Annotated in this window: 20 protein-coding genes; 13 read left to right on the forward strand and 7 right to left on the reverse strand. The window is 35.8% G+C overall.

All coding sequences use genetic code 11. From position 1 onward, the window contains the following. Nucleotides 1-558: 558 nt before the first annotated feature. Both QQS35_RS11275 and QQS35_RS11280 read right to left on the reverse strand, forming a co-directional pair. Nucleotides 559-2,658 carry a metallophosphoesterase family protein gene (locus QQS35_RS11275; RefSeq protein ID WP_285932217.1) on the reverse strand — a complete coding sequence of 700 codons (2,100 nt, stop codon included), beginning with the start codon at nucleotides 2,656-2,658 and terminating at the stop codon, nucleotides 559-561. Between the two features lie 193 nt (nucleotides 2,659-2,851). Then, entirely contained in the window at nucleotides 2,852-3,025 is a 174-nt protein-coding gene (locus tag QQS35_RS11280) for a hypothetical protein (RefSeq protein ID WP_285932219.1), read from the reverse strand. 208 nt (nucleotides 3,026-3,233) lie between these two features. Here QQS35_RS11280 and QQS35_RS11285 point away from each other — a divergent pair, with 208 nt between their 5' ends. The 7 genes from QQS35_RS11285 (at nucleotide 3,234) to QQS35_RS11315 (ending at nucleotide 11,993) form a co-directional block, all read left to right on the forward strand. After that, nucleotides 3,234-3,557 (forward strand): MerR family transcriptional regulator, encoded by a 324-nt coding sequence (locus tag QQS35_RS11285; protein WP_285932221.1) that lies wholly within the window; start codon nucleotides 3,234-3,236, stop codon nucleotides 3,555-3,557. A gap of 207 nt (nucleotides 3,558-3,764) precedes the next feature. Continuing rightward, complete coding sequence (locus tag QQS35_RS11290) at nucleotides 3,765-5,432, forward strand: PucR family transcriptional regulator (protein WP_285932223.1); 1,668 nt, start codon at nucleotides 3,765-3,767, stop codon at nucleotides 5,430-5,432. A gap of 357 nt (nucleotides 5,433-5,789) precedes the next feature. Then, on the forward strand, nucleotides 5,790-6,998 hold the full coding sequence (locus tag QQS35_RS11295; RefSeq protein WP_285932225.1) for a M24 family metallopeptidase: 1,209 nt from the start codon (nucleotides 5,790-5,792) through the stop codon (nucleotides 6,996-6,998). A gap of 45 nt (nucleotides 6,999-7,043) precedes the next feature. Continuing rightward, nucleotides 7,044-8,243: a cystathionine gamma-synthase family protein gene (locus QQS35_RS11300; RefSeq protein ID WP_285932227.1), complete on the forward strand. Its 1,200-nt coding sequence runs from the start codon at nucleotides 7,044-7,046 to the stop codon at nucleotides 8,241-8,243. Between the two features lie 15 nt (nucleotides 8,244-8,258). After that, complete coding sequence (locus QQS35_RS11305; RefSeq protein WP_285932228.1) at nucleotides 8,259-9,482, forward strand: M20 metallopeptidase family protein; 1,224 nt, start codon at nucleotides 8,259-8,261, stop codon at nucleotides 9,480-9,482. After that, on the forward strand, nucleotides 9,479-10,543 hold the full coding sequence (locus tag QQS35_RS11310) for a homoserine dehydrogenase (protein ID WP_285932229.1): 1,065 nt from the start codon (nucleotides 9,479-9,481) through the stop codon (nucleotides 10,541-10,543). The genes QQS35_RS11305 and QQS35_RS11310 overlap by 4 nt, the downstream gene beginning before the upstream one ends. Before the next feature lie 4 nt (nucleotides 10,544-10,547). Further along, nucleotides 10,548-11,993 carry an aldehyde dehydrogenase family protein gene (locus QQS35_RS11315; RefSeq protein ID WP_285932230.1) on the forward strand — a complete coding sequence of 482 codons (1,446 nt, stop codon included), beginning with the start codon at nucleotides 10,548-10,550 and terminating at the stop codon, nucleotides 11,991-11,993. 26 nt (nucleotides 11,994-12,019) lie between these two features. Here the strand turns inward: QQS35_RS11315 and QQS35_RS11320 are convergent, their stop codons facing one another. Together QQS35_RS11320 and QQS35_RS11325 are read right to left on the reverse strand one after the other, a co-directional pair. After that, entirely contained in the window at nucleotides 12,020-12,250 is a 231-nt protein-coding gene (locus QQS35_RS11320) for a hypothetical protein (protein WP_285932232.1), read from the reverse strand. Between the two features lie 671 nt (nucleotides 12,251-12,921). Then, a complete protein-coding gene (locus QQS35_RS11325) occupies nucleotides 12,922-13,080 on the reverse strand; it encodes a hypothetical protein (protein ID WP_285932234.1) in 159 nt (52 codons plus the stop codon). Between the two features lie 131 nt (nucleotides 13,081-13,211). Between QQS35_RS11325 and QQS35_RS11330 the strand changes: the two genes are divergently transcribed. Further along, nucleotides 13,212-14,036, forward strand: coding sequence for a glycosyltransferase family 2 protein (locus tag QQS35_RS11330; RefSeq protein WP_285932235.1), 825 nt, complete (start codon nucleotides 13,212-13,214; stop codon nucleotides 14,034-14,036). A gap of 180 nt (nucleotides 14,037-14,216) precedes the next feature. Here the strand turns inward: QQS35_RS11330 and QQS35_RS11335 are convergent, their stop codons facing one another. Then, entirely contained in the window at nucleotides 14,217-15,698 is a 1,482-nt protein-coding gene (locus QQS35_RS11335) for an HD domain-containing phosphohydrolase (RefSeq protein ID WP_285932236.1), read from the reverse strand. A gap of 777 nt (nucleotides 15,699-16,475) precedes the next feature. Here QQS35_RS11335 and QQS35_RS11340 point away from each other — a divergent pair. After that, nucleotides 16,476-17,822: an MATE family efflux transporter gene (locus QQS35_RS11340; protein WP_285932237.1), complete on the forward strand. Its 1,347-nt coding sequence runs from the start codon at nucleotides 16,476-16,478 to the stop codon at nucleotides 17,820-17,822. A gap of 379 nt (nucleotides 17,823-18,201) precedes the next feature. Here QQS35_RS11340 and QQS35_RS11345 read toward each other — a convergent pair whose 3' ends face one another. After that, on the reverse strand, nucleotides 18,202-19,635 hold the full coding sequence (locus QQS35_RS11345; protein WP_285932238.1) for an amidase family protein: 1,434 nt from the start codon (nucleotides 19,633-19,635) through the stop codon (nucleotides 18,202-18,204). A 109-nt stretch (nucleotides 19,636-19,744) separates the two neighbouring features. Next, nucleotides 19,745-20,371, reverse strand: a complete 627-nt coding sequence (locus QQS35_RS11350) for a YitT family protein (protein ID WP_285932239.1) — start codon at nucleotides 20,369-20,371, stop codon at nucleotides 19,745-19,747. 222 nt (nucleotides 20,372-20,593) lie between these two features. Here QQS35_RS11350 and QQS35_RS11355 point away from each other — a divergent pair, with 222 nt between their 5' ends. The 4 genes from QQS35_RS11355 to QQS35_RS11370 all read left to right on the forward strand — a co-directional run bounded on the left by QQS35_RS11355 (nucleotide 20,594) and on the right by QQS35_RS11370 (nucleotide 23,259). Beyond that, complete coding sequence (locus QQS35_RS11355; protein ID WP_285932240.1) at nucleotides 20,594-21,046, forward strand: Lrp/AsnC family transcriptional regulator; 453 nt, start codon at nucleotides 20,594-20,596, stop codon at nucleotides 21,044-21,046. Nucleotides 21,047-21,129: 83 nt separating this feature from the next. Next, complete coding sequence (locus QQS35_RS11360; protein ID WP_285932241.1) at nucleotides 21,130-21,288, forward strand: hypothetical protein; 159 nt, start codon at nucleotides 21,130-21,132, stop codon at nucleotides 21,286-21,288. 168 nt (nucleotides 21,289-21,456) lie between these two features. Next, nucleotides 21,457-22,197, forward strand: coding sequence for a ZIP family metal transporter (locus tag QQS35_RS11365; protein WP_285932242.1), 741 nt, complete (start codon nucleotides 21,457-21,459; stop codon nucleotides 22,195-22,197). 45 nt (nucleotides 22,198-22,242) lie between these two features. Then, nucleotides 22,243-23,259 (forward strand): asparaginase, encoded by a 1,017-nt coding sequence (locus QQS35_RS11370; protein WP_285932243.1) that lies wholly within the window; start codon nucleotides 22,243-22,245, stop codon nucleotides 23,257-23,259. The last annotated feature ends 53 nt before the right edge of the window (nucleotides 23,260-23,312 follow it).

Raw genomic sequence — 23,312 nt, forward strand, 5'->3', positions numbered from 1 at the left:
TATGTTGTAGATGAAGGCTGTTTTCTAAAAGATGTTGTTATTTCATACTTGATATAAAGTACGCACTAACTTTGTCGTGACTTTCTTACATTCTATTTAAGATGAGTGGTTTATCTAGCGCTACGGAAAAATACTCCCTTTCCATGGGGAACGCTTCAGTCTCCTCGCGAGCAAGAACGCTCACTGTGGGGCCTTCAGACTGTTCCTTTCCCATAGGAGTGTCGCATTTCCCCTCCGCTCGGTAAACTTTGCTTTCGAGTGGAAATAGCCCAATATTAATAACTAGCAATCTTTAAATTAGGAGAACTGTTAAAGTGAAGGCAGAATACGGAGACTCCTACGGGAACAGCACGAGCTGAAGATCCACTCAGAAGCGATCTTCTTCTGAGTTAGCTGAAGCCGTGCCCGTGGAAAGCGGAGTATTCTGCCGGAACGAAATATTACATCTCAATCAACACTCAAACAGAAAAGAATTTTACAAAAGTTAATAATATTTAATGCGAACTTTATATTAAGTGCGACGGATGTAGAGCAAGGATTTTTATAAACAAGCCTAGATTAAGAATCAGATAAAGTGATCTGTTTAAAATGGTTTTCTAATTTACCTGTTCCATAGTATTTAAGCAATTTATTTTGTACGGTATCTGACTGTATTTCTAGTAAACCTATATTATTATCTATATCAATAATGTTACCTTTTTCAGTAGAAAGGTATTGGATTTGCTCCCGCCATTTATAGTCATTAGGACAAGCGTCTTCCTCGTCAAGGACAACCTGACCACCATCATCACAATGGCGATAAATATTTTCTCTTTTTCTCTTTAACGCATTTAACCATACTACCTTTTTCATGAGGAAACCCCACATACCTGTAAAACTCATGTTACACATAGGGCTGCTCGTAAACTGAAGAATTTCTAATTGTGTTTCATTAACAAATTCAATAGTGGACCTGACTGATGAAGCGTAGTGGACATCCCCGGATAATATAAAACAATGACTTGGTTCCCATTTTGCTAACCACTCGATAAATGACTTAAACCCTTCATCGTTATATTTCCATGCTTCAAAATCAAGCATGCTTTGCACTGAAATCCCCAAGACTCTTAATGGATACACATACTCATGTAATACAGATTCAATCAGTCCAATCCCATATAAGGGTGTTGGGGAGACAATAATTAATTTTTCGTTACTCTGCCAACTACTACGGGATAAAGTTTGTGATAATTTTTTCCAACCGCTGTTATTAATTAATTGTGGGCTGCGAATGTTTTCCTCAATTAATGCTCCTACTTTTGTAGGTTGAGGTTGAGGATCATAACCTCTCATTGTCCTTGTATCAAGGAAGATGGCTCTTGGATTAGTTGGCGCTATAAAATGCCATCGGTCAAATTGCCATAATAGATTAACATATTCCTCATAAGCTTTTCCTTGAATAGATAGATTCTGAAAATAGTTTTCTATCTTAGTTTTAAATTCATTAGTAAATGTCCATGGATTATTTCCCCATCCTTGAAAGGTCCAATAGGCAGCTAATCCATTTGAGACAATGTGTCTGCCTAAGGATGAATTCCATACATTGTTTTTCCAATCGATAGTTAGATTCCAATCATCAGTAATGTCGTGGTCATCAAAAATCATGTAGGTCGGTGTATTTGCTAGTAATCTTCTTCCGCGATAGAGGTTTTGGTGAAATGTATATAGATTATATAACTGTTCTGTGTACCTAGCGCGGTGCTGTTCTAATTCCTTTTTATATTCACTTTTATAACAATTGTTATTAGGATAAGTGAAATAAATATCACCATTTGCATGTACTTGTTCAAATGGGTCAAAGACACCGCAATCTTTGGCGAGCTCCCATAATTGAGGGCTATAAGTTAATAGATACATAGCTGCATATTCTCCGAACTGAATAAGATGATTTGCTGCATGGTTAGATGTGAACTTTGCAAAATGGTTAATAATAAATTGGCGACCGTGAATTAATTCGATTGAAGTTTGAAAAGGTTCCATAGCTAAACGGTGATCCAGTCCGGCAAGTTCTTCTTTTTCACCAATTAACTGTTCCCCTAATTGAAAAATGAACTGGCTTAAAGGATCTGGTATGTCATCTGCATAAATTTGATCCCCCATAAGAAACAAAGAACTAGGTCGTTCAGATACGTCCATACAGTGTTCCTCTGTTGCTATATCAGCACTTGCTAAAGCATCTTCTCCATTGCTATGGGGCTTCCTGCACGAACCATAAAGGATTTTATTTTTTGAGTCTGTATTAATATAAAAGGAAGGTAGTGGTAAGTCTTCATATACAATAGCGTGTGGATTTTGTTGATCAAGTAAACCAAAACTCTTTAAGTCTAGTGTTTCGAATTTATTGGAAAGATATAGATTATATCCAAGTAACTGATCAGTAGGTAACGGATTGACTTTCGGATAAATAGTTATCAAATGTATATATAGATTTTTTCCGGTGTGTATTGTTTCTACTTGTGTTTTTGTTTCTAACAATTGAGTAGTAAGTACCGGCTCTGAATTAAAATAATAAAGGTTTGCATCGATTTCAAAGTTTTGACTCGTAGCAAGCCATATACATACTTGTTTAGTATTTGTAAACCGGATAATAGGCCCGGAAAGTAAAGTAGGTAAATTCACTTAAACATCACCACTCCATCTGCTTTATGAATTCCATATAACATATTCATTCATAGAGCAGTTTGTGTTGATGAAAAGTTTAGGCATATAAAAAGGACACTCTTAAGAAAGTGCCCTACTAAAATGCTGAACCAACGGTGAAACCCAGTAAACTTAGATTAAACCTTCATACTTCGTAAATATTAGATTTGTGCTAAATTACAATATTATCTTCCTTTACTATAATACTTTGGCACTCTTCTGTTAGTTCGCTAATTGTTTTATTGGCATATATTTCTTTATTAGTATCCGAAACTATACCAGCTTGGATTAGTTGATTGATTAGAATGGTTTTCTGTTGGTCAACTGCTTTTTTTAAGTAAGCCATTCATTACAACTCCCTTCTTGACTGTCATTCTATTAAAATAACAATTATTTTGCACTTAATGTGTAAGGATAATTAACGCAGTATTTTCTAGTGTGTGAGATTATTGTTGTCAGAAAATCTTACACAACTATATAGTTAGTAGAGTTTTCCATGTATAATTACATTTATCTTAGTGATTACAAATCATTATAATTTGGCGGTGAATAAAATGACAGATGGTCCTTCTTATAAGGAAAGAAAAGTGATCACGATTGGTGTGGTTAGTGAACTTACAGGACTTACTGAAAGACAAATTAGATATTATGAAGAAAGAAAACTTATCTTTCCTGAAAGATCTCCAAAGGGAAATCGAAAGTATTCTTTCGCTGATGTTGAACAATTAATTGAAATAGCAAATAAAAGGGAAGAAGGAGTTCAGACTTTTGAGATAAGACAGGAGATGCTCAAGTCAAAAAGAGCAGAAGACAGGAAGTTCCGTAAAGAGCTATTACGAGGAGAAATTAATGCAAGGTTTGGGATTCAAAAGGATTAATGCATGATGATAAACAAGTTTAGAAAAAACAGATGTGGTAAAGTATAAATTCACCGAATATTCTAAAGAAGAGAGCCTTTCGAAAAGAGGATTGGTTGCATTATGTTTTTGGCGAAATATGTACCCGAAGAGCATTGATGTGGTATTGTGTCTACTGCCTGCTCTCCTTCAGAAAAGGACTGAATTTATGAGAATGAGGTGAGACTTGTGGGTTTAACTGTGAGTGACATTGTTCATTTACCTGTAATGAACACTTCCAAAGTCAAAACCGGAATGGAATTATTGAAAGAAAAAAAGGTGGAGTGGGTATCAGTAATTGAAACACCTGTTGAAAATTTCGTTCGAAAAAATGAATTTGTATTGAGTACCGGGGTTGGATGTGAAAAAGATTCTACTATATTCGAAAATTTTGTAAAGGATATAATCAAATCGGGAGCTACTGTGTTAGCTATAGCAACTGGTCGTTTTATTTTTGATATACCAGATCGAGTATTGCAATTAGCTCGTAATGAAGAATTAATTATCGTAGATATACCATGGGAAGTAAGATTTGCTGATATTTTGCAAAGCGTCATGCGAAAAATTACAGACGAAAGACAAACAGAAAGAAAACAGGCAGAACGGGTGAGACAACAATTAATTGACTGTGTCTTACTTGATAAAGGTCTAGAGGAAATTGCACATACCTTATACAAAAATATCAAAATCCCTTTGGCAATAACTGATAGTCATAGAGCAATTCGTACTTCTCAACATTTTAATAAGACAATTCTACATGCTTATGAAGGAGAAGGGAATAAACTTCAAAATGCTTCTGCAACAGATATTCAATTCAGTGAACATCCACTATATTATCATATTAATGAATATGAATTTGAAAAGGATGCTTTCTTTCAACTCCACATACTAAATAACCACAAGACGCAAGGTTTTTTATTGTTTCAACCTAAGGAAAAAAAACAATTATCATGGTTTGTAATGAATGTTTTAGAGCATGCATTAACAGCGTGTGCACTTTTTTTCGTTAAAGAAAATGCAATTGAATTAACCGAAATTCGTTTAAAAGATAACTTTGTATTAAACCTAGCTAAACAAGAAACAAAGATTGATGATCAATTATTTTCTAAAGCTAACTTACTTGGTTATGATTTAAGTAAATCGTATATTTGCATGGTAGGAGATATTAGGTATAAAGAGGCTATCGAAACGAACGAAAATGATAACCCTAAAAGCTCTTCTTTGCAAAGTATGAATTACTATATTCAAAAGGAAATAACGTATGCTGGTAAACTTTTTGAACGAATTACAATGACTACGTTTGATGAGGATCAAGTTATCATCTATTTAGAAACGGGTACCGCCCCATATATAGAAACGGTCAACCAGTTTTTGGATACAATAGAGAGAAGATTAAGCGAATTATTATCAGGTATGGAATTATCTTGGGGAATAGGAACAGATAAGAACAATAACCTTGCTTTTTATGAAGGCTACCAGGAAGCGAAGACATCTTTAGATATTGGAATTCAACAGCATGGAAGCGGACAAAGAACTTTCTTTAATGACACGAAAATAAATAGATTATTAATGAACATTTCAAAAGAAAGTGAAATTTCAGAAATTGTTAAAGAAACAATCCAACCTTTAATTGATTACGATAAGAAAAGACAAACCGATCTTATTCATACTTTTATCGTATATAACCAATATAAGGGTAATGTAAGTCAAACAGCGAGAGAGCTTAATCTGCATAGGCAATCACTTCTACACAGATTAAGAAACATTGAATCTTTAACAGGGCTTTTACTAGTAGAGTCAGATGATTTTTTTTTACTAGAATTAAGCATCCGGTTATGGATGTTACAGAAATTATAATAGATTACTTGTCCCCAAACACTTGTGTTGAGGGGCTTTTATTTTGTCAAAATGACATTTTATAAAGAAGACAGGTTCTAATAAACAGTTTATTCATCGTTTCAAAAGGGAACCGGTTTTATAAGAAGATAATAACCTAAAATAAAGAAAACAAAAGTATAGTGAAGTAAATTAAGAGTTTAGTAACTTAAATAAGCCTATACAATCAAATGAAGCGTAATATCATTGTAAATGTTGTATAAGTAAATAAAAATAACTTCATACAGTTTGAACATTACGAAAAAGCATCTATTTTAATATGATGAAAGTAAGAAATAACTGATTATTCAGTCGATAGTGAGGAAAGGGGGGAACACAATGCTTCCGTTTGATATTGTTGAATATCAAAACCGTTTGAGTAAGACGAAGCAGAGGATGGCAGAAAGTGGTATTGAAGTATTACTTATTACGGATCCTGCCAATATGAATTATTTAACTGGGTATGATGCATGGTCCTTTTACGTTCATCAAATGTTAATTGTTATCATTGATGAACCACAACCTATATGGGTAGGCCGTTACCAAGATGCAAATGGAGCAAAAGCTACCACGTGGATTTATGATGATAACGTAATTGCTTACCCGGATTATTATGTTCAATCCTCCATCTATCATCCAATGGACTTTGTTGCAGAAATACTAAAACAAATCGGGCATGGTAATAGATACACTGGCGTAGAAATGGATAATTACTACTTTTCTGCAAAAGCATATGAACGCTTAACGAGAAATCTTCCAAATGCAAAATTTAAAGATGGAGGTTTACTAGTTAACTATGTTCGAATCATTAAGTCTAATCAGGAACTTGAGTACATGGAAAGAGCAGCAGAAATCGCAGATAAAGCCATGTACGAAGGTGCGAACAGTATTCGTTCAGGAATAAGAGAATGTGATGTAGCAGCAAATATCTATTATCATATGGTCAGTGGAACAGAAAAGTATGGAGGAGATTATCCGGCAATAGTGCCTTTATTGCCTGCAGGTGAAAACACAGGTGCTCCCCATCTTACTTGGTCTGATCGTAAGTTTAAAGAAGGTGAGTCAGTAATTATTGAATTGGCTGGGTGTTATAAGCGGTATCATGTACCTTTAGCACGGACAGTTTCAATTGGTAAGCCATCTGACCAATTACAAAAAATAAAGCCCGTCGTTATCGAAGGATTAAATGAAGTGTTAGATGGTGTAAAACCAGGGATGACATGTGGAGATGTAGAGAACATTTGGAGAAGTAGTCTGAAAAAACATGGCATTGAAAAAGAAGCAAGATTAGGTTATTCTGTTGGGCTTAACTATCCTCCTGATTGGGGAGAGCATACAGCTAGTATTCGAATGGGAGACTCTACGGTATTACAACCAAATATGACTTTCCATCTAATACCGGCATTATGGTTTGATGATTATGGAATTGAAATTAGTGAAACCTTTAGAGTGACTGAAAGTGGATGTTTAACATTTTCAAATTACCCAAGGGATTTGATTATACAAGAACCATTTGATATGAACCGCCAAGGTGGAAGAATAAGCTAAAGCGGAATCAGTGCCATTTTTATTAAACAATGAGGAGGAATAACAATGAGAGACGCAAAAATTTCTACTCGTGCAATCTGGGCAGGAGAAAAAGAATCGCTAGCTTTTGGGGCTACGCAGGTTCCTGTAGTACACAGTGTATCCTTTGGTTACGATGATATGGATGAATGGTATGATGTTGCAGTTGGTAAGAAAAAGGGACATATTTACGGACGTAATACCAATCCGACTGTTGAAGCCTTTGAAGGGAAAATCAGAGATTTAGAAGGTGCAGAAGCCGCAACGAGTTTCTCAACAGGTATGGCTGCAATAAGTAATACGTTAGGAACATTGCTTTATCCAGGTGACCGTGTGGTTTCTATTAAAGATACGTATGGTGGAACAAATAAAATCTTCACGGAGTTCTTACCAAAACAAAATATTGATGTAGTACTTTGTGATACAGGGGATCATGAGGAAATTGAAAGAGAAGTTGCCAAAGGATGTAAAGTTCTTTATCTAGAAACACCAACGAACCCCACCGTTAAAATTACTGACATTGAAAGAGTAGCAAAAGCTGGTAAGAAAGCAGGAGCTATTGTGATTGTGGATAATACATTTGCGACACCAATTAACCAACAGCCACTAGAATTGGGTGCAGATTTAGTCATTCATAGTGCGACAAAATTTCTAGGTGGCCATGCAGATGCCTTAGGTGGTTCTGTTTGTGGATCCAAAGATTTAGTTGATTCCATTTACCATTACCGTGAAATTAATGGAGCTACATTAGACCCGATGTCCGCATATCTGTTGCTAAGAGGGATGAAAACATTAAAGCTTCGCATTGATAAGCAATGTGAAAATGCAATGGCTATCGCCAAGTATTTGCAAACAGTCGACCTAGTAGAATCAGTATTCTATCCTGGTTTAGAAGACCATCCCGGCCATGAAATTGCTAAAAAGCAAATGAACGACTTTGGTGGGATGTTAAGTTTTGCGGTAAAAGGGGGAGTTGACACATTACGTCACTTTTTACCTCATCTAAAATTTGCTAACAAAGCAGCAAATCTAGGTTCTGTAGAGACGGTAGTTGGACCATCAAGAACAACGAGTCATGTAGAATGTACACCAGAAGAGCGAGCTGCTATGGGGATACCAGAAGGGCTTATCCGCTATTCTGCAGGAATTGAAGACGTTGATGACTTAATACAGGATTTAGAGCAAGCATTTCAAAAAATTCCTGCTAATATATTTGTAAATAGTTAAAAGGGGGATGCTCCTTTGCATAATGAAAGTATAAGTACAATAAAACGTTCTAGTAAAATTGCACCGTTAGTTATTGATTGGCGCCGCCATTTCCACCGTTATCCGGAGCTCAGTTTTAAAGAAGAGAAAACAAGTAAATACATTCTGGATGCTTTGGAATCAATGGGAATATACGATATACAAACTGGTATAGCAGGCCACGGCATTGTGGCGACGATATCTTCAGGAAATGGCCCAATCATTGGTTTAAGAGCAGATATGGATGCATTACCAATTATGGAAAACACCGGTGCTAGTTTTGCATCAAAGCATAACGGAATAATGCATGCTTGTGGACATGATGCTCATATGGCTATGTTGTTAGGTGCAGCAAAACTATTAGTGGAAGATTTTAAGAATGGTAAGTTGAAAGGAACAGTAAAATTGATATTTCAACCTGCTGAAGAAGACTCGGATGAACATGGCTTAACGGGAGCTCCATATTTTTTAAAATCAGGTATTATAAATGACTTAGATGCAGCTATTGCATTGCATGTTTGTCCATGGAGATATGCAGGAGAATTACAGGTGAACAAAGGACCGAGTATGGCCAATATTGACAATTTTTCCCTTGCGATTAAAGGAGTAGGAGGACATGGTGGATACCCTCACCAAAGCTATGATCCAATTTGGATGTCAAGTTTCGTATTACAAGGCCTTTACGGATTAATTAGTAGAAAAATAAATCCATTAGATGTAGGTACATTGAGTGTAGGCGAAATTAAGGGCGGTACGACATCAAATGTAATACCTGAAACAGTGCAGATAAAAGGGACGCTCCGCTCTTACACGGACCAGATTCGCTCACAATTGATAAAAGAATTAGAAGCGATTGCAAAACTAGTAGAGCCATTAGGTGGTCAATACCAACTAGATATTGAACATGGAGAACCGGCACTTCAAAATCATCCGGAGATTACTGACCTTTTCATAAGCACAGCTAAATCAATTTATCCATCCATGGAAATTTATGAACAACCGTTTGGAATGGGTGGTGAGGATTTTGGTCATATAACTAAGGAAATTCCGGGTGCTATGTTTTTCTTAGGTTGTGGAAAAGAAAATGATGAAACAAGACATTTGCACAATTCTGATTTCATGATAAATGAAGAGGCACTACCAATTGGAGTAACCCTTCTAACTGAATGTACACACCGTATGTTGAATGGTAGTGATTACTTTGGAGGTGAACAAAGTTGACTACGAAAATAGCGTTTATAGGGTTCGGTGGCGTCGGTCAGTCACTAGCTGAATTATTACAAAGAAAAAAGGAACAATTGAAAAATTCATATGAATTGGAACCAGTGGTAGTAGCAGTTACAGATGTTATGAAAGGATCCATCTATCATTCCGAGGGTTTAGATATATCAAAGCTGCTTGAGGTTGTGAAGGAAACAGGGAATGTAGAAGACTATCCTCAAGAACCTGGCATGGTAAAGGGATGGGATAGTTTTACCACCATTGCTAACTCTAATGCTGATGTGATTGTGGAAGTAACTTATACAGATGTAGAGACAGGTCAACCTGCCATCGATCACATACGTACAGCATTTAAATATAAGAAAAGTGTTGTCACAACGAATAAGGGTCCAGTTGCGCTGGCGTATAATGAGCTAAATGAATTAGCTAAAGAAAATGGTGTTTATTGGGGATTCGAAGGCACAGTGATGAGTGGTACTCCGGCATTAAGAATGCCAGTTACTACACTTGCTGGAAATGAAATTAAGGAAATAAAAGGAATCTTAAATGGCACAACAAATTATATTTTAACAGAGATGGAGAAAGGGAAGACCTATCAAGAAGCATTAGAAAAAGCTAAAAGTCTTGGGTATGCCGAAGCGGATCCAACGAGTGATGTGGAAGGGTACGATGCAAGATACAAAACCGCGATTCTTTCAAACTACCTAATGGGTGTGCCTATTGATGCACATGATATTTACTGTAAAGGTATTTCTGACATGACAATGGATACAGTCAAGGAAGCTTCAGCGAATAATAAAAAGTGGAAGCTGCTATCAAGAATTACGAAAGAAAACGATGGAACGGTAACAGCATCTGTTAAACCAGAGCTTATAGATAATGATGATCCACTAGCAGGGGTATCTGGTGCCACCAATGCAATCTTGTATGAATGTGACTTATCAGGTCCCATCTTATTAACAGGAGCAGGAGCAGGTCTAGTGGAAACAGGTTACTCCTTATTAATAGATATTATTCACTTTCACAGGCAAAACGCCCTAACGAAAATAGGAGGAGGGTGATCAAATGCAACTTCAAGTGAAAAATGAAAAAATGTTATTAGCAGGTCAATGGATAGACGCGGAAAGATCATTTAATGTTTATAATCCGCAAAATAATCAAGTAATAGCCAGAGTGCCTAGGGCTTCAAAAAGTGACATGTTGCTAGCCATCGAAAAAGCAAATCAAGCTTATCAACTATCACATTCATGGCCAACACATGAAAGAATGAGTGTGTTGAATAAAGCAGCAGACTATGTAGAACAGAATAGTGAACTTTACGCAGAAACAATTGCGTTAGAAGGAAGTAAAACAATAAATGAAGCTAGAGGTGAGGTAACACGCACGATCCAAACCATACGGATTAGCGCAGAAGAGGCAAGAAGAATTAACGGTCAAACAATCAATTTTGACCAGAATGAAGGAAGCGAAAATCGAGTTGGGTACAGTTACAGGTTCCCTATAGGTGTAGTTGGTGCAATCACTCCTTTTAATGATCCATTAAATTTAGTTGCGCATAAAGTAGGCCCGGCAATAGCGGCAGGTAATGCGGTCGTTGTTAAACCAGCATCCGTGACGCCATTAAGTGCTCTGTTATTGGCAAAAGCATTTGTCGAAGCCGGATTACCTGCAGGCATACTTTCTGTTATTACTGGTTCAGGTAAGGAAATTGGTGAAGCGTTAACTACTAATCCTTTAGTGAAAATGATCTCCTTTACTGGTGGTGTAAAAGCGGGAGAAAGAATTGCGCATCAAGCAGGTATCAAGAGAGTTAATATGGAACTAGGATCAAATTCACCTGTTATTGTTTTAAATGATGCTGATTTTCATGATGCAGTAAGTTCTTGTGTATCGGGTGCTTTTGGTGCAGTAGGTCAAAATTGTATTGGTGTTCAAAGAATCTATGTTGAGAAGGATATTTATGAGTCTTTCTTAGAAGCCTTTAAAGAGCGTACAAAAGACTTACAAGTGGGCGATAAGTTAAATGAACTAACAGATATGGGTCCACTTATTAATGAACAGGAAGCTAAACGGGTAGAAGAATGGGTGAATGAAGCTTTATATGATGGCGCAACGTTAGAATTTGGAGGTCAACGAAAGGGTGCATTTTACGACCCAACCATTTTAACTAATGTACCGAAATCGGCAAAAATTGCAAAAGAAGAGATTTTTGGCCCAGTAGTATTAATTTATCCAGTTGATAATGTGTATGATGCTGTTGAAAAATCAAATGATGTAGATTACGGACTTCAGGCTGGAATTTTCACTTCTGACATTAATAAGGCATATTTCTCCATACAGCATTTGCATGTAGGTGGTGTCATGGTAAATGATAGCAGTGATTATCGAATAGACGCTATGCCATTCGGTGGTGTGAAGAATTCCGGATTAGGCAGAGAAGGAGTACGGTCCACTATAGATGCTATGACTGAAGAAAAGGTCGTTAGTTTTCGTTTACAACAAATAATGTAAAAATAAAAAGAACAAGAAAAAGAAGCCTAATGCAATTTTGGCTTCTTTTTCTGTGTAACTTGAATTGTCTTTGTGAATTTTAAAGAATTATGCGTGTTTTTTTCGGTAGTGATAAGAAATTCATCATACTCATTAATAATTTCGGAGATAGTTTTATTATGTATATTAGGATCGTTTGGAAGTATGAGGCCGTCATTTTCTAGAGCTTTTATCAATAACTCTTTTTGCTTTTGTACAGCTTCTCTTAAAAAGGTCATAAGCTTTTATTCCTCCTTCTTAATCATTAATTAACTTTTATACTTTTAGTTATTACCAATTTAATCCAAGTGTAAACAGTATAGTATATGAAAGTTTAACAATTTTGTGACTATTTAAAAAATGAAAGCTAAAAGAGATAAAACCTAATTTAGGAAAGGTTTAAAATGGAAAGTTTAATGAGAAAGATAAAGAAAGAGCTAACCAAGTGTCGGCAAGGGGAGATAGATAAAAAGTAGTTAAGCATGGGTTAACTTGAAGAAGGGAGGCGAAAAGCTTAACGAATTAGCTTTTGAAATGATTATGAAGTCTGATAAGAAGTACGAGCAAATGGAGAGATAATAAGAAACAGGTATTGCCCGGGAAATACTACGCTTTGCACAGGCACACCTTCTACTAACTCAGAAGAAAGTCGCTCCTGAGTGGATTTTCAGCGCAAGTCCGGGGAAAAAATAGTGAATTTCTGTAGCACCTGATGTCATTTTGATAAAAAAGTAAGAAGTGTTAAATAGTTACTTCACATTTTCTATCAACTGTGAACATTGAAAAATATAAAAATTCACGAATAAAGACACTTATTAAAATGGAGGGAAACATTATTGAACAATTACTTCGGTTCAATATAAGAGAAATGATTAAAGTGGAGGAGGATTAATGGAGTTAATAAATAATGTTATTTCACCTCGTCAATGCTAAGTTTCTGATATTCATATACGAGCTCACCGATGTTTTTCTCATAAAATTCATTATAGGAAAAGTTTACCCCCTTTTTAATTAGCGTATGAATTAAATTTCTTTTTTGCTTTTCTATTGCTTCACTTAAATTAGACATAACACATACTCCTTTCTATTGATATAATTATTGTAAAGGAAGTTAAGATGGAATTCATTGTTGTTGTAAGTTTTGCTTACGAGGTTTTTTATGAAATATTGCAATAAGATGGATGAAGGGGGAGAGAATATATGTCAAGTCCGCTAGTTTCTATTATCATACCTACCTATAATCGGCTATATGCTCTAGCTGAATTATTAGAGTCTTTGAGGAGGCAAACATACCAAAACTTTGAAATTATTATTATTAATGATTTTGGTCAGTTAGTCGACAACATTATTTCGCTATATCCTGAACTTAAGATCACAGTCATTAACCTTTTAGAGAATAGAAAGCACGTGTATGCGCGAAATCAAGGGGTTTTAAAGGCAAGGGGAGAATATGTCATGCTGATCGATGATGATGATATACTACTACCGAAACATTTAGAACAAATGGTTGGAGAAATAGAAGGAGTAGATTTAGTTTATTCTGATGTGGAAATAGTAAATTATGAATGGGAAAATAAAATGAGAGTACCTAAATCGCGATATTTATTTGCTTATAAGCTTGATTTAGAAGGTATGCGAAAATTTTCTACCTTTGTTCCGTCAGGTTGTTTATATAAAAAAGAAATACATAATCAAATTGGCTTCTTTGATGAGACGTTAATGAATTACTGGGATTGGGATTTTTTTCTCAGTGTGTCTAACTCATTTAAAGTGAAGAGAGTTCCCGTGGCAAGTGTGCTTTATGAATTCTCAGATACAGGAAGTAATCAGTCTAAGAATTTAAGTTCGATGAGAAAATACTTAGATAAATTAGCTGAAAAGCATGATTTAGGTTATTTGCCAACAAAAAACTTCTTTTTGCTTTTAGAAGAAGCGGAGGTCAAAAACAGACAAGCAAGTAGCCATGTCGTCTGGGATGGTTTACCTATACATTCTCGGTTTATTCAAGATAGAGGAGAGGGATAGATTATTCATCATCTCCTCCTTCGTCATTTTACAAAAGCGAGGACTATCAAAGTAATCGCAAATAAATTGGAGTATTTATTTGACTTCCAAGTTATAAGAAATAATATACACTCCACTAAAAACAAACAGGCAACCAATACAATGTCTCCACCCCAATCACTCCATTTCGGAATTGTAATTTCACTCTTTTCTATTCATAATGTCAATGAATAGTTGAGCGTAATGAGGATCCCATTGCGTTCCTTTTCCTTTCTCTATAATAGTTAAGGCCATGTTACTATCCATTCCTTTTCTATATGGACGATCCGATGTCATCGCGTCATAGGCATCAGCAACCGCTAAGATACGTCCGAATGTAGGTATAGATTCACCTGAAAGTCCCTCGGGATACCCTTTTCCGTCATAGCGTTCGTGATGATATTTAACTCCCGGAATTAAGGAAATCATGGCATTTTTTGGGTTTATCCGATTTAGAATATCAGCCCCGATGGACGGGTGTTGTTTTATCTGATAAAATTCCTCTTCAGTTAATTTTCCATCCTTCAATAATACATCGTCTCTAACTCCGATTTTGCCAATATCATGTAAGAGTGCTGATTTCCTAAGAAGATCCAACTCCTGTATGGTTAAGCCAATTTCTTCACCGATCTCAACTGCGAATTCCGCTACTCGAATAGAGTGGCCTGCAGTATAAGGGTCCCGGGCATCTAGTGTTGCTGCAAAAACAGTATAAAAGCTTTCTAGAAGCTCTTCATTAAGCTTTGCTTTTTCTTGTATGGAACTTGCCATATGATTAAACCCCGCAATAAGACTTGAAAATTCATCTGAATAGTAGCCTTGTAAATATTCAATTTTTCCTGTTTGCACGTGTTGCATGCCCTGTTGAAGTTGCTTCATAGGAACTTCAACTTCTCTTGTTAACAAATGCGAGAAGTAAATAGCAATAGCAGAAACAATTAAGATGATGGTTAAAGACCATTGCCAATAGTCATTAATAATTTCTGGGTAAGATTGAACTAGGTAAATATAAGTTGCTAAGCTGAATAGAAGAATAGGGAAGATACCGATAAATAATATGCTAAAGAAAAACTTTTTTCTAATGGATAACAAAACATAGTCTTCTAATGATAAATCTATATTATATTTTGTCATTGTTTGTTTCTTTATCTCTTCTAGTAAAGGTTTTATCGCGCGTGTAGTGAGTAAAAATTCAATTACTCCATGAATTAACGCAATCAAAAATGCACCAACCCAGGCAAAACCAATATAGGAATATGGAATCGATAGTTTTTCTAAGTAAATAAATAAAAGAGCTAGTAATGATGAAGGGATTGCCAGCCCAATGAAGTGTGGAAGCATAATCCTTCCGAATGTTAAAATTGGAAAACTAAGCGTTCTTAAATATGCATTCTTAAGAGTATTAAGATTTGCATGATCATTAAACGCTTGCCTAATTGGTTGTAAATGGACTTGAAATACAATCCACTCACAACTAACCATAGTTACCAATGAAATGAATAAAATGATTAATAATAAATCTAAGTCGTGTTGGGTTATATGGAGTGTTTGTGTAATAAAGGTTGTTCCCACAATAACGACAGCAACAAAAGAACCAAATAGGTAGTTTCTAAGCAATGTTTGCTGAAATAATTTAAATATCATAGTTGAGCCTGGCTTTCTAGAATGTAAATAGTTTATAGGAATAATCTACTATTATTATAATACAAGTATCGGCATTTTTAAGAAAGGTGCAAAGTAAGAAAATAGCATCTGTCTCTATTATCGTTAAGCTAATTTACATATTACATCGCTCTTTCCATGATAAAATATCAATGAGTAAAAAGAGAATGGTTTCCCATTAATGATTGCTCTTTATAACGTTTTGTTGCTTGTTAAACGTCGAACTTGATGTAAAGTGCGAAGTAACTTTATCGTAACTTCCTTGCATTCTATTTAAGATGAGTGGTTAATCTAGCGCTACGGAAAAATACTCCCTTTCCATGGGGAACGCTTCAGTCTCCTCGTGAACAAAGAACGCTCACTGCGGGGCCTTCAGACTGTTCCTTACCCATAGGAGTGTCGCATTTTCCCTCCGCTCGGTAAACTTTTCTTTTGAGTGGAAGTAGCTCAATATTAATAACTATCGACCTTTAAATAAGGAAAACTGTTAAAAGTGAAGGCAGAATGCGTAGACTCCTACGGGAACAGCGCGGGCTGAAGATCCACTCAGAAGCGATCTTCTTCTGAGTTAGCTGAAGCCGTGCCCGTGGAAAACGAAGTGTTCTGACTGAACGGAGTGCCACTCAAACATCATTGCCAGTTAAAAGAGTTTTCACAAAAGTAAAGAATGTCTTACTGCGTACTTTATATATATAGTGCAACACAACAAGCTTAGGAAACAGTTTTTTAAAAGGTAACATATTTAAGGAGTAGTTATATGTGAAGAATCAACAGGATTTTACAAGAGGAAATATATTAAAACAATTATTATACTTTTCCGCCCCAATCATGTTTACTAACTTACTTCAAGTTTCTTACCAATTTGCAGATAATTTATGGGTAGGTAACTTATTAGGTTCTAATGCATTAGGGGCTGTAGCGATATCGAGCACCGTTATTTTCACGATTCTGTCTTTTATAATTGGGATTAATAATACAACGCTAACAGTCCTGTCCCAGCAAAAGGGAAAAGATAACGAACAAGGCTTAAAAAAGTATCTCAATGCATTTGTGGTCACCTTGACATTTATGGCTATTGTGTTAGGTTTTATTGGCTACCTAGCAGCGGGCCCAATTTTATCTTTACTTGGAACACCGGAATCTATGATGTCTGATGCTACATCTTATCTTAAAATCAATACACTTGGTATTTTATTTTTATTAGGTTATAACTTTATCGGCACTGTACTTAGGGCATTAGGAGATAGTCGCACACCACTGCGATTCGTCATGCTGGCCGTTGGGTTAAACATCGTGTTGGATCCATTTTTTATTTCAGTTATTAATTTAGGTGTGAATGGAGCTGCTTATGCTACAGTTTGTTCACAAGGAATTGCATTTGTTTATGGTGTGTATTTTGTATTAAGAAGAAGTCTTGTTCCATTCTCCATTCCTTCACTACCAAAGTGGGATGAAGTAAAGCTTATCTTACATCTAGGAATTCCTTCAGGTTTACAAATGTCCGTGATATCGGCAGGAGTAGCGGCAATTATGAGTGTTGTCACTTCACATGGAGAAGATGTCGTTGCGGGTTTCAGTGCTGCCCAACGGCTGGATAGTATTTTCATGCTCCCTGCTCATGCACTTGGAACTGCAGTGAATAGTATGGCAGGCCAAAATATAGCCGTAAATAAATGGGATAGAGTTAGTAAGATAACAAAATATGGGGTTTTATACAATTTATCAGTTATGTTTACTTTCGCAGTTATAATTGTGCTTTTTGCGAATTATGGTATTCAGTTATTTATTCAAGATGAAGAAGCAGTTAAGTTTGGAGCCCAGTATCTAACCATTATTGCCTTCTTTTACCCTTTTCTTGGACTTAACTTTGTTTTAAATGGAATAGTTCGAGCGTCTGGTGCTATGTACCAAGTACTAGTGTTAAACCTGATTTCTTTTTGGGTGTTAAGATATCCGTTAACTTACATTAGTTCGAATCTATTTGGGGAAATAGGAATAGGGATTGGTATGGGAATTAGCTTTATCGTAAGCAGTTTGTTAGCTTTTTTATATTACCGTTATGGAAATTGGAGAAAAAAACAGCTATTTAATTCAAAAGAAAGCTAGTTTGTGTACAATAATCTGTAACAAAATGAAATATTCTTGTTAGATTTTTTCACAAATCGCTACACAGTTATCTAAAGTAATGTTATAGTTTTCTATAGAAAAAAGTGATCTTAAATCACAAAAGGGAAGTCTTAAAAACCATATGTTATTATCGATGCCATCAGTAAAAGCTTTTCTCTGGTGGTTTTCGTTTTTCTTGAAAAAGAGTTAAAAGAAATACACTTTAATCAATTTAATAATACCAATTTTGTCGTCACCTACAACAATATATAGTTGGGTAAAACCATTTCCAAACTATATATTGCCCTTAGATGATTGAATATGGTAATTATGAAGTTGACACACTTGAATGAATAATATCACTCAAGTGTATTTTTATTTAACTGAAGCTAGGTTGTTTGCGATGGTTTGTAGCTTGCTCATAAGCATAAGCCAATTCGATTAGTCTACCCTCGCTAAAAGCTTTTCCTGTAAACGTTACACCAGTTGGTTTTCCGGCAGGTGTATAACCAGCAGGGATAGTAATGGATGGATATCCTGCTTTTGCAGCTATTCCTGCACCATAATTATTAACGAATAATAGTGCATCAAGTTGATTTCTCTCGATTACCTCATCAATGCCCTCGGTTTGAGACATTTGTATATCTGAAAGGCGTGCATGAATGTATTCTGCTTCCGTTAACGTCCCACTTTTTTGATTAGATTCAATTAATAAGGTTTGTCCATATTTAAGTGCTGTTTCTTCATGATCTTCATTAAAACGTATTAAGTCCTTTAGTGAATGAATAGGCATATTTCTGGATGTGTTGGATAAGTATGCATTTAAGCCGGATTTGAATTCATGAAATAACACACTATAATCAGTAGGGTTAGATAGAATGTTAACTGAGTCAACAATGGTTGCCCCTTCAGCCTCTAAATCAGCAATTGCATGGTTTACTATCTTCCATTCATCTTCTGATAATTCTTCGAGGTAAGAGCGATCAATACCTATACGTGCTCCTTTTAGTCCCTCTAAGACTAAATGTTTTGTATAATCTATAGAAGCTTTTCCTTCGCTCATATAAGTCGCAGGGTCAAACTCATCCATTCCTGCTAGTGTTCCTAGTAGGATGGCTGCATCTGTAACTGTTGTTGTCATCGGTCCGGCGGTATCTTGACTGTTTGCAATTGGTATAATACCTGTTCTACTCAAGAGCCCCACAGTCGGTTTAATTCCAACTATAGAGTTGCTACTAGCTGGACTTAATATCGATCCGCTAGTTTCCGTTCCGATACTGCAAGTGGCAAAACCAGCAGCAACGCCAGCACCAGGACCAGAACTTGATCCTCCTACATCAAGTTTACCAGGACCATATGGATTTAAAACTTGTCCACCTCTTGAACTATAGCCATTTGGCATTCCTTCTGTCATAAAGTTAGCCCATTCTGTCAAGTTGGCTTTTCCCAAGATGACTGCACCAGCTTCTCTTAGTTTCTTTACAATAAATGCATCTTCATTTGCATAATGATTCGCTAAGGCGATTGATCCGGCACTTGTATGCATTTTATCGCCAGTATCGATATTATCCTTAACTAAAATCGGAATGCCGTGCAATGGGCCACGTATTCCTTTGTGATTTCTTTCATTGTCTAAAGCTTCTGCAATATGAAGAGCATCCGGATTGACTTCTAAGATAGCATTTATGTTAGGGCCTTCTTTATCAAACTTTGCTATTCGTTTTAAGTAAAACATGGTTAACTGTTTAGAAGTTAATTCACCGCTATTCATTGCTGTTTGTATTTCATCTATACTAGAATATTTTATTTCCAAGTTTAACTCCTCCTAATTGATTAAGTAATGTAATTTTAGACTAAATTATTTAGATTGTCAGTTACAAACAAAGGATTTGGCATTGTGAGCCAAATCCTTTGTTTTATTATTATTGTGTAATAGCTACATTACGCTTCAAAACATACTTCTTATTTTTTGCAGGGGAAATGTGTTTTTCTGCAATTTTATTTTTAAAATAACTAATAACAACAGAGGTGACGGCAATGGAAAATACGGATGATACTCCTTTGACTAGACCAACAGAATAGAGACTTGTTAAAACAACGATAAAGTCGAAAACAAACGTTGTTGTACCAGGATTGAGATTATATCTTTTGTGTAGAAATAGTGCTAAGATATTTGCCCCTCCTAAAGAAGAACCATTTGCAAACAGAATAGAAAGCCCAACGCCGATTAATCCTCCTCCTAATATTGTACCAATCCAAATAGGGACTGAAAAACTAGGTAGTAAGGGGTCGAAGCTCGTTAAAATAGAAAGTAAACTGACAGAGAAAATCGTTGATAAGGTAAACTTCCAGCCCATTCGAATAAATGAAAAAATATAAAAGGGGATATTTACAAGGAAGAAGAAGATTGAAAAGGGTGTATGAAAAAGATACGAAAGGTTTAGGGCGAGACCAGCTGTACCACCTGTAACGATTTGTGAGTGCTTGAGTGTTATAACGCCAATACTAACTAATACAATACCAAAAAGTACAAATAATAATTTTTTCATCGAATGTCTCCTTTTATTATTTAAGGTTCTTTTCGTAAGCCTAAATACGCTTTGGTTTCAATTAAATGAATGTAATTCCTCTATAAGAAAAAACCTGTTATATTAATAGTAGTATAAAAAACAGTAAATACACATACAAAAATGCATTTAAAAACCCAATATAGTTACCAATATGAAGAGTATAGAACCAAAATAATTTCAAAGTGAAATGAGAGGGTTTACATGGATAAAATTGATAGAAGAATGCTGCAAATCTTACAGAAAAACGGCCGTATATCGATTAGTGATTTATCAAAGGAATTGGCCCTTAGTCGTCCAAGTGTTTCGGAACGCCTTCATCGCTTGCAAGAAAGAGGGGTTATCGAAGAGTTTAGTGCCAGGATATCTTTAAAAGAATTAGGAAGAGAAATACTCTTAATTGTTCAAGTGAGTGGGTTAAAAGTATCACCACAGGAGTTTGAAACGATGGTAAGGCAAAAAGAAGACATCATTGAATGTCATAGAGTAACTGGTCATGTTAGTTACTTTTTAAAAGCAGCAGTGTCTAATATGGACCGAATGAGGTTGTTGATAGATAGCTTAATGCCTTATGCAACAATCAATACATCCACGGTTTTAACATCACCTGTAATGTACCGTTATGCAATTCCACAGGACAATTCATTCGATAATTAATTAGATTGGACATGTTTGTTAAATCGAATTTCTTTAATTAAAGTGCACATGTCACGTAGAATATAGGTATAGGAGGGCTATCAATGAGTTGGTTATTAAATTTATTTAAAACTAAGAAGTGTTATATTTGTAATCAAAAAGCCGTTCAACCAAAAAACTATATTGATGACCAAGGAAATGATGTGCTTGTCTGTTATAAGTGTGTAGAATATGCAGAAAGACGCGCTTTAAGAAAACGATAATCTGTAAGCTTATAAAAGCTACTCCAGAAATTTTCGAGTCAAAAAAAGGCTTTTATAAAACAGTCTTTATAAAAAAAGCTTTGTATAAACAAGTATAATATATTCACAATTTGAAGAGGCTTAAGATGAAGATTAATCTTATAAACAAGTTAAGGAGGCCTCTTCGACATGTGGAACGCAATCCTCTGGGGAACAATCGCAGCTTCTGCAACAATGATTGGAGCTTTAATTGTTCTCCAATTTTCTATTCCAAAAAGAATCATTGGTTTTATTATGGCATTAGGCACTGGAGCTTTAATAGGAGCAACAACATATGAATTGTTGGAAGGTGCACTGGAGTTAAGTGGATTTAAAGAAATTGCCATTGGCTTCCTTGGTGGTGCTTTAGTATTTACCATTTTAGATATCATTGTTTCACATGGTGGAGGACATCAAAGAAAGAAATCTGAAGGACAAAGTTCAAATTCAGAAGCATCAGATTCAGGTGCTGGTTTAGGTATTTTTGTTGGAACTATTATGGACACGCTACCTGAGTCAGCAATGATCGGTATGAGTCTTATCGGTGGAGAATCAGTTAGTCTAGCACTTGTCATTTCAATCTTTATTAGCAATTTACCAGAAGGTCTTTCAAGTACAGTTGGTTTGCAAAGAAGCGGGTATTCAAAGAAAAAAATAATTGTGTTGTGGTCATTTGTTGTATTCTTCTCAGCCATCAGCTCATGGGGAGGGGTTCTACTCGAATCCGCATCCGATAGTATTAAAGCCATCATGAGTGCATTTGCCGGAGGAGCAATCATTTCAATGGTAGCATCAACAATGATGCCAGAAGCATTTAAAGAAGGTGGACCAAGTGTAGGCTTTATTACTGCAATTGGTGTCTTTATATCCTTATGGTTACATCACTTATAGAAGCTATATTTTCGAGATTAAAAGAAGTTGAGGGGGGATTCAACATTGAAGAGTGCTGCAATTAAAGTGTATCGGGGAGAACATTTAGAAAGTACACACGAAATTCATATCGCCATTATAAATACAGAAGGAGATTTAATTGCTTATTTCGGAGATGCCCAAAGACCTACCTTTGCACGTTCATCTCTGAAGCCGTTTCAAGCGGTTCCAAGTGTGGAGTCAGGTGCCACTCAACAATATAGCATATTGGAACAGGAATTAGCTATATTTTGTGGCAGCCATAATGGTGAGGATTTCCACAGACAAACAGTAAGTGGAGTACTAGAAAAGATAGGACTAAATGAAAGTCATTTGCAATGTGGTACCCAGATTCCTCGGGATATGAATAGCTATAAACAATTGATTAAAAATGGTGGTGAGCTTACACCTATATACAGTAATTGTTCTGGGAAACATGCAGGGATGTTGGTAGGTTGTATGAATCAAAATTTTGATTTGCATCGTTATCGCGAAATGTCACATCCGTATCAACAACAAGTTTTAGAAGTTATTGCTAATATAAGTGATTACAATCAACATGAAATTAAAATGTCAGTAGATGGTTGCGGACTTCCTGTTCATAGCCTTCCATTGAATCATATCGCTATCGCATTCGGAAGGTTAGCGACTCCAGAAAAGTGGCATAAGGGTAGCGAACTAAGGAAAAATACTTTAAACCAGATTAGAGAAGCGATGGTTCGTTATCCAGAAATGGTTGCAGGAACGAAACGATTTGATACAGATTTAATGAAAGCATTTAATGGTGAGGTTGTTGCAAAGCTTGGGGCTGAAGGCGTGCACTGTTTTGGGATTAAAAGTAAAGGAATAGGTGTTGCCATTAAGGTAGAAGATGGAAATGAGCGTGCAACAAATGTAGCTTCCATGGAAGTTTTGCGTCAATTAGGCATTCGAGATTCATCCGTTTTCAAGCAATTGAAATCATATCATTATGCACCAGTACTAAATGCAAGAAAAGAAAAGATAGGAGAAATCATACCCGATTTTCAATTAACATTTAGCTAAATTTAATGTTATATAAACACGTAAGAACCACAATTTTATTGTGGTTTTTTAGA

Source organism: Aquibacillus rhizosphaerae (assembly GCF_030282825.1).
Lineage (GTDB): Bacteria > Bacillota > Bacilli > Bacillales > Amphibacillaceae > Aquibacillus_C > Aquibacillus_C rhizosphaerae.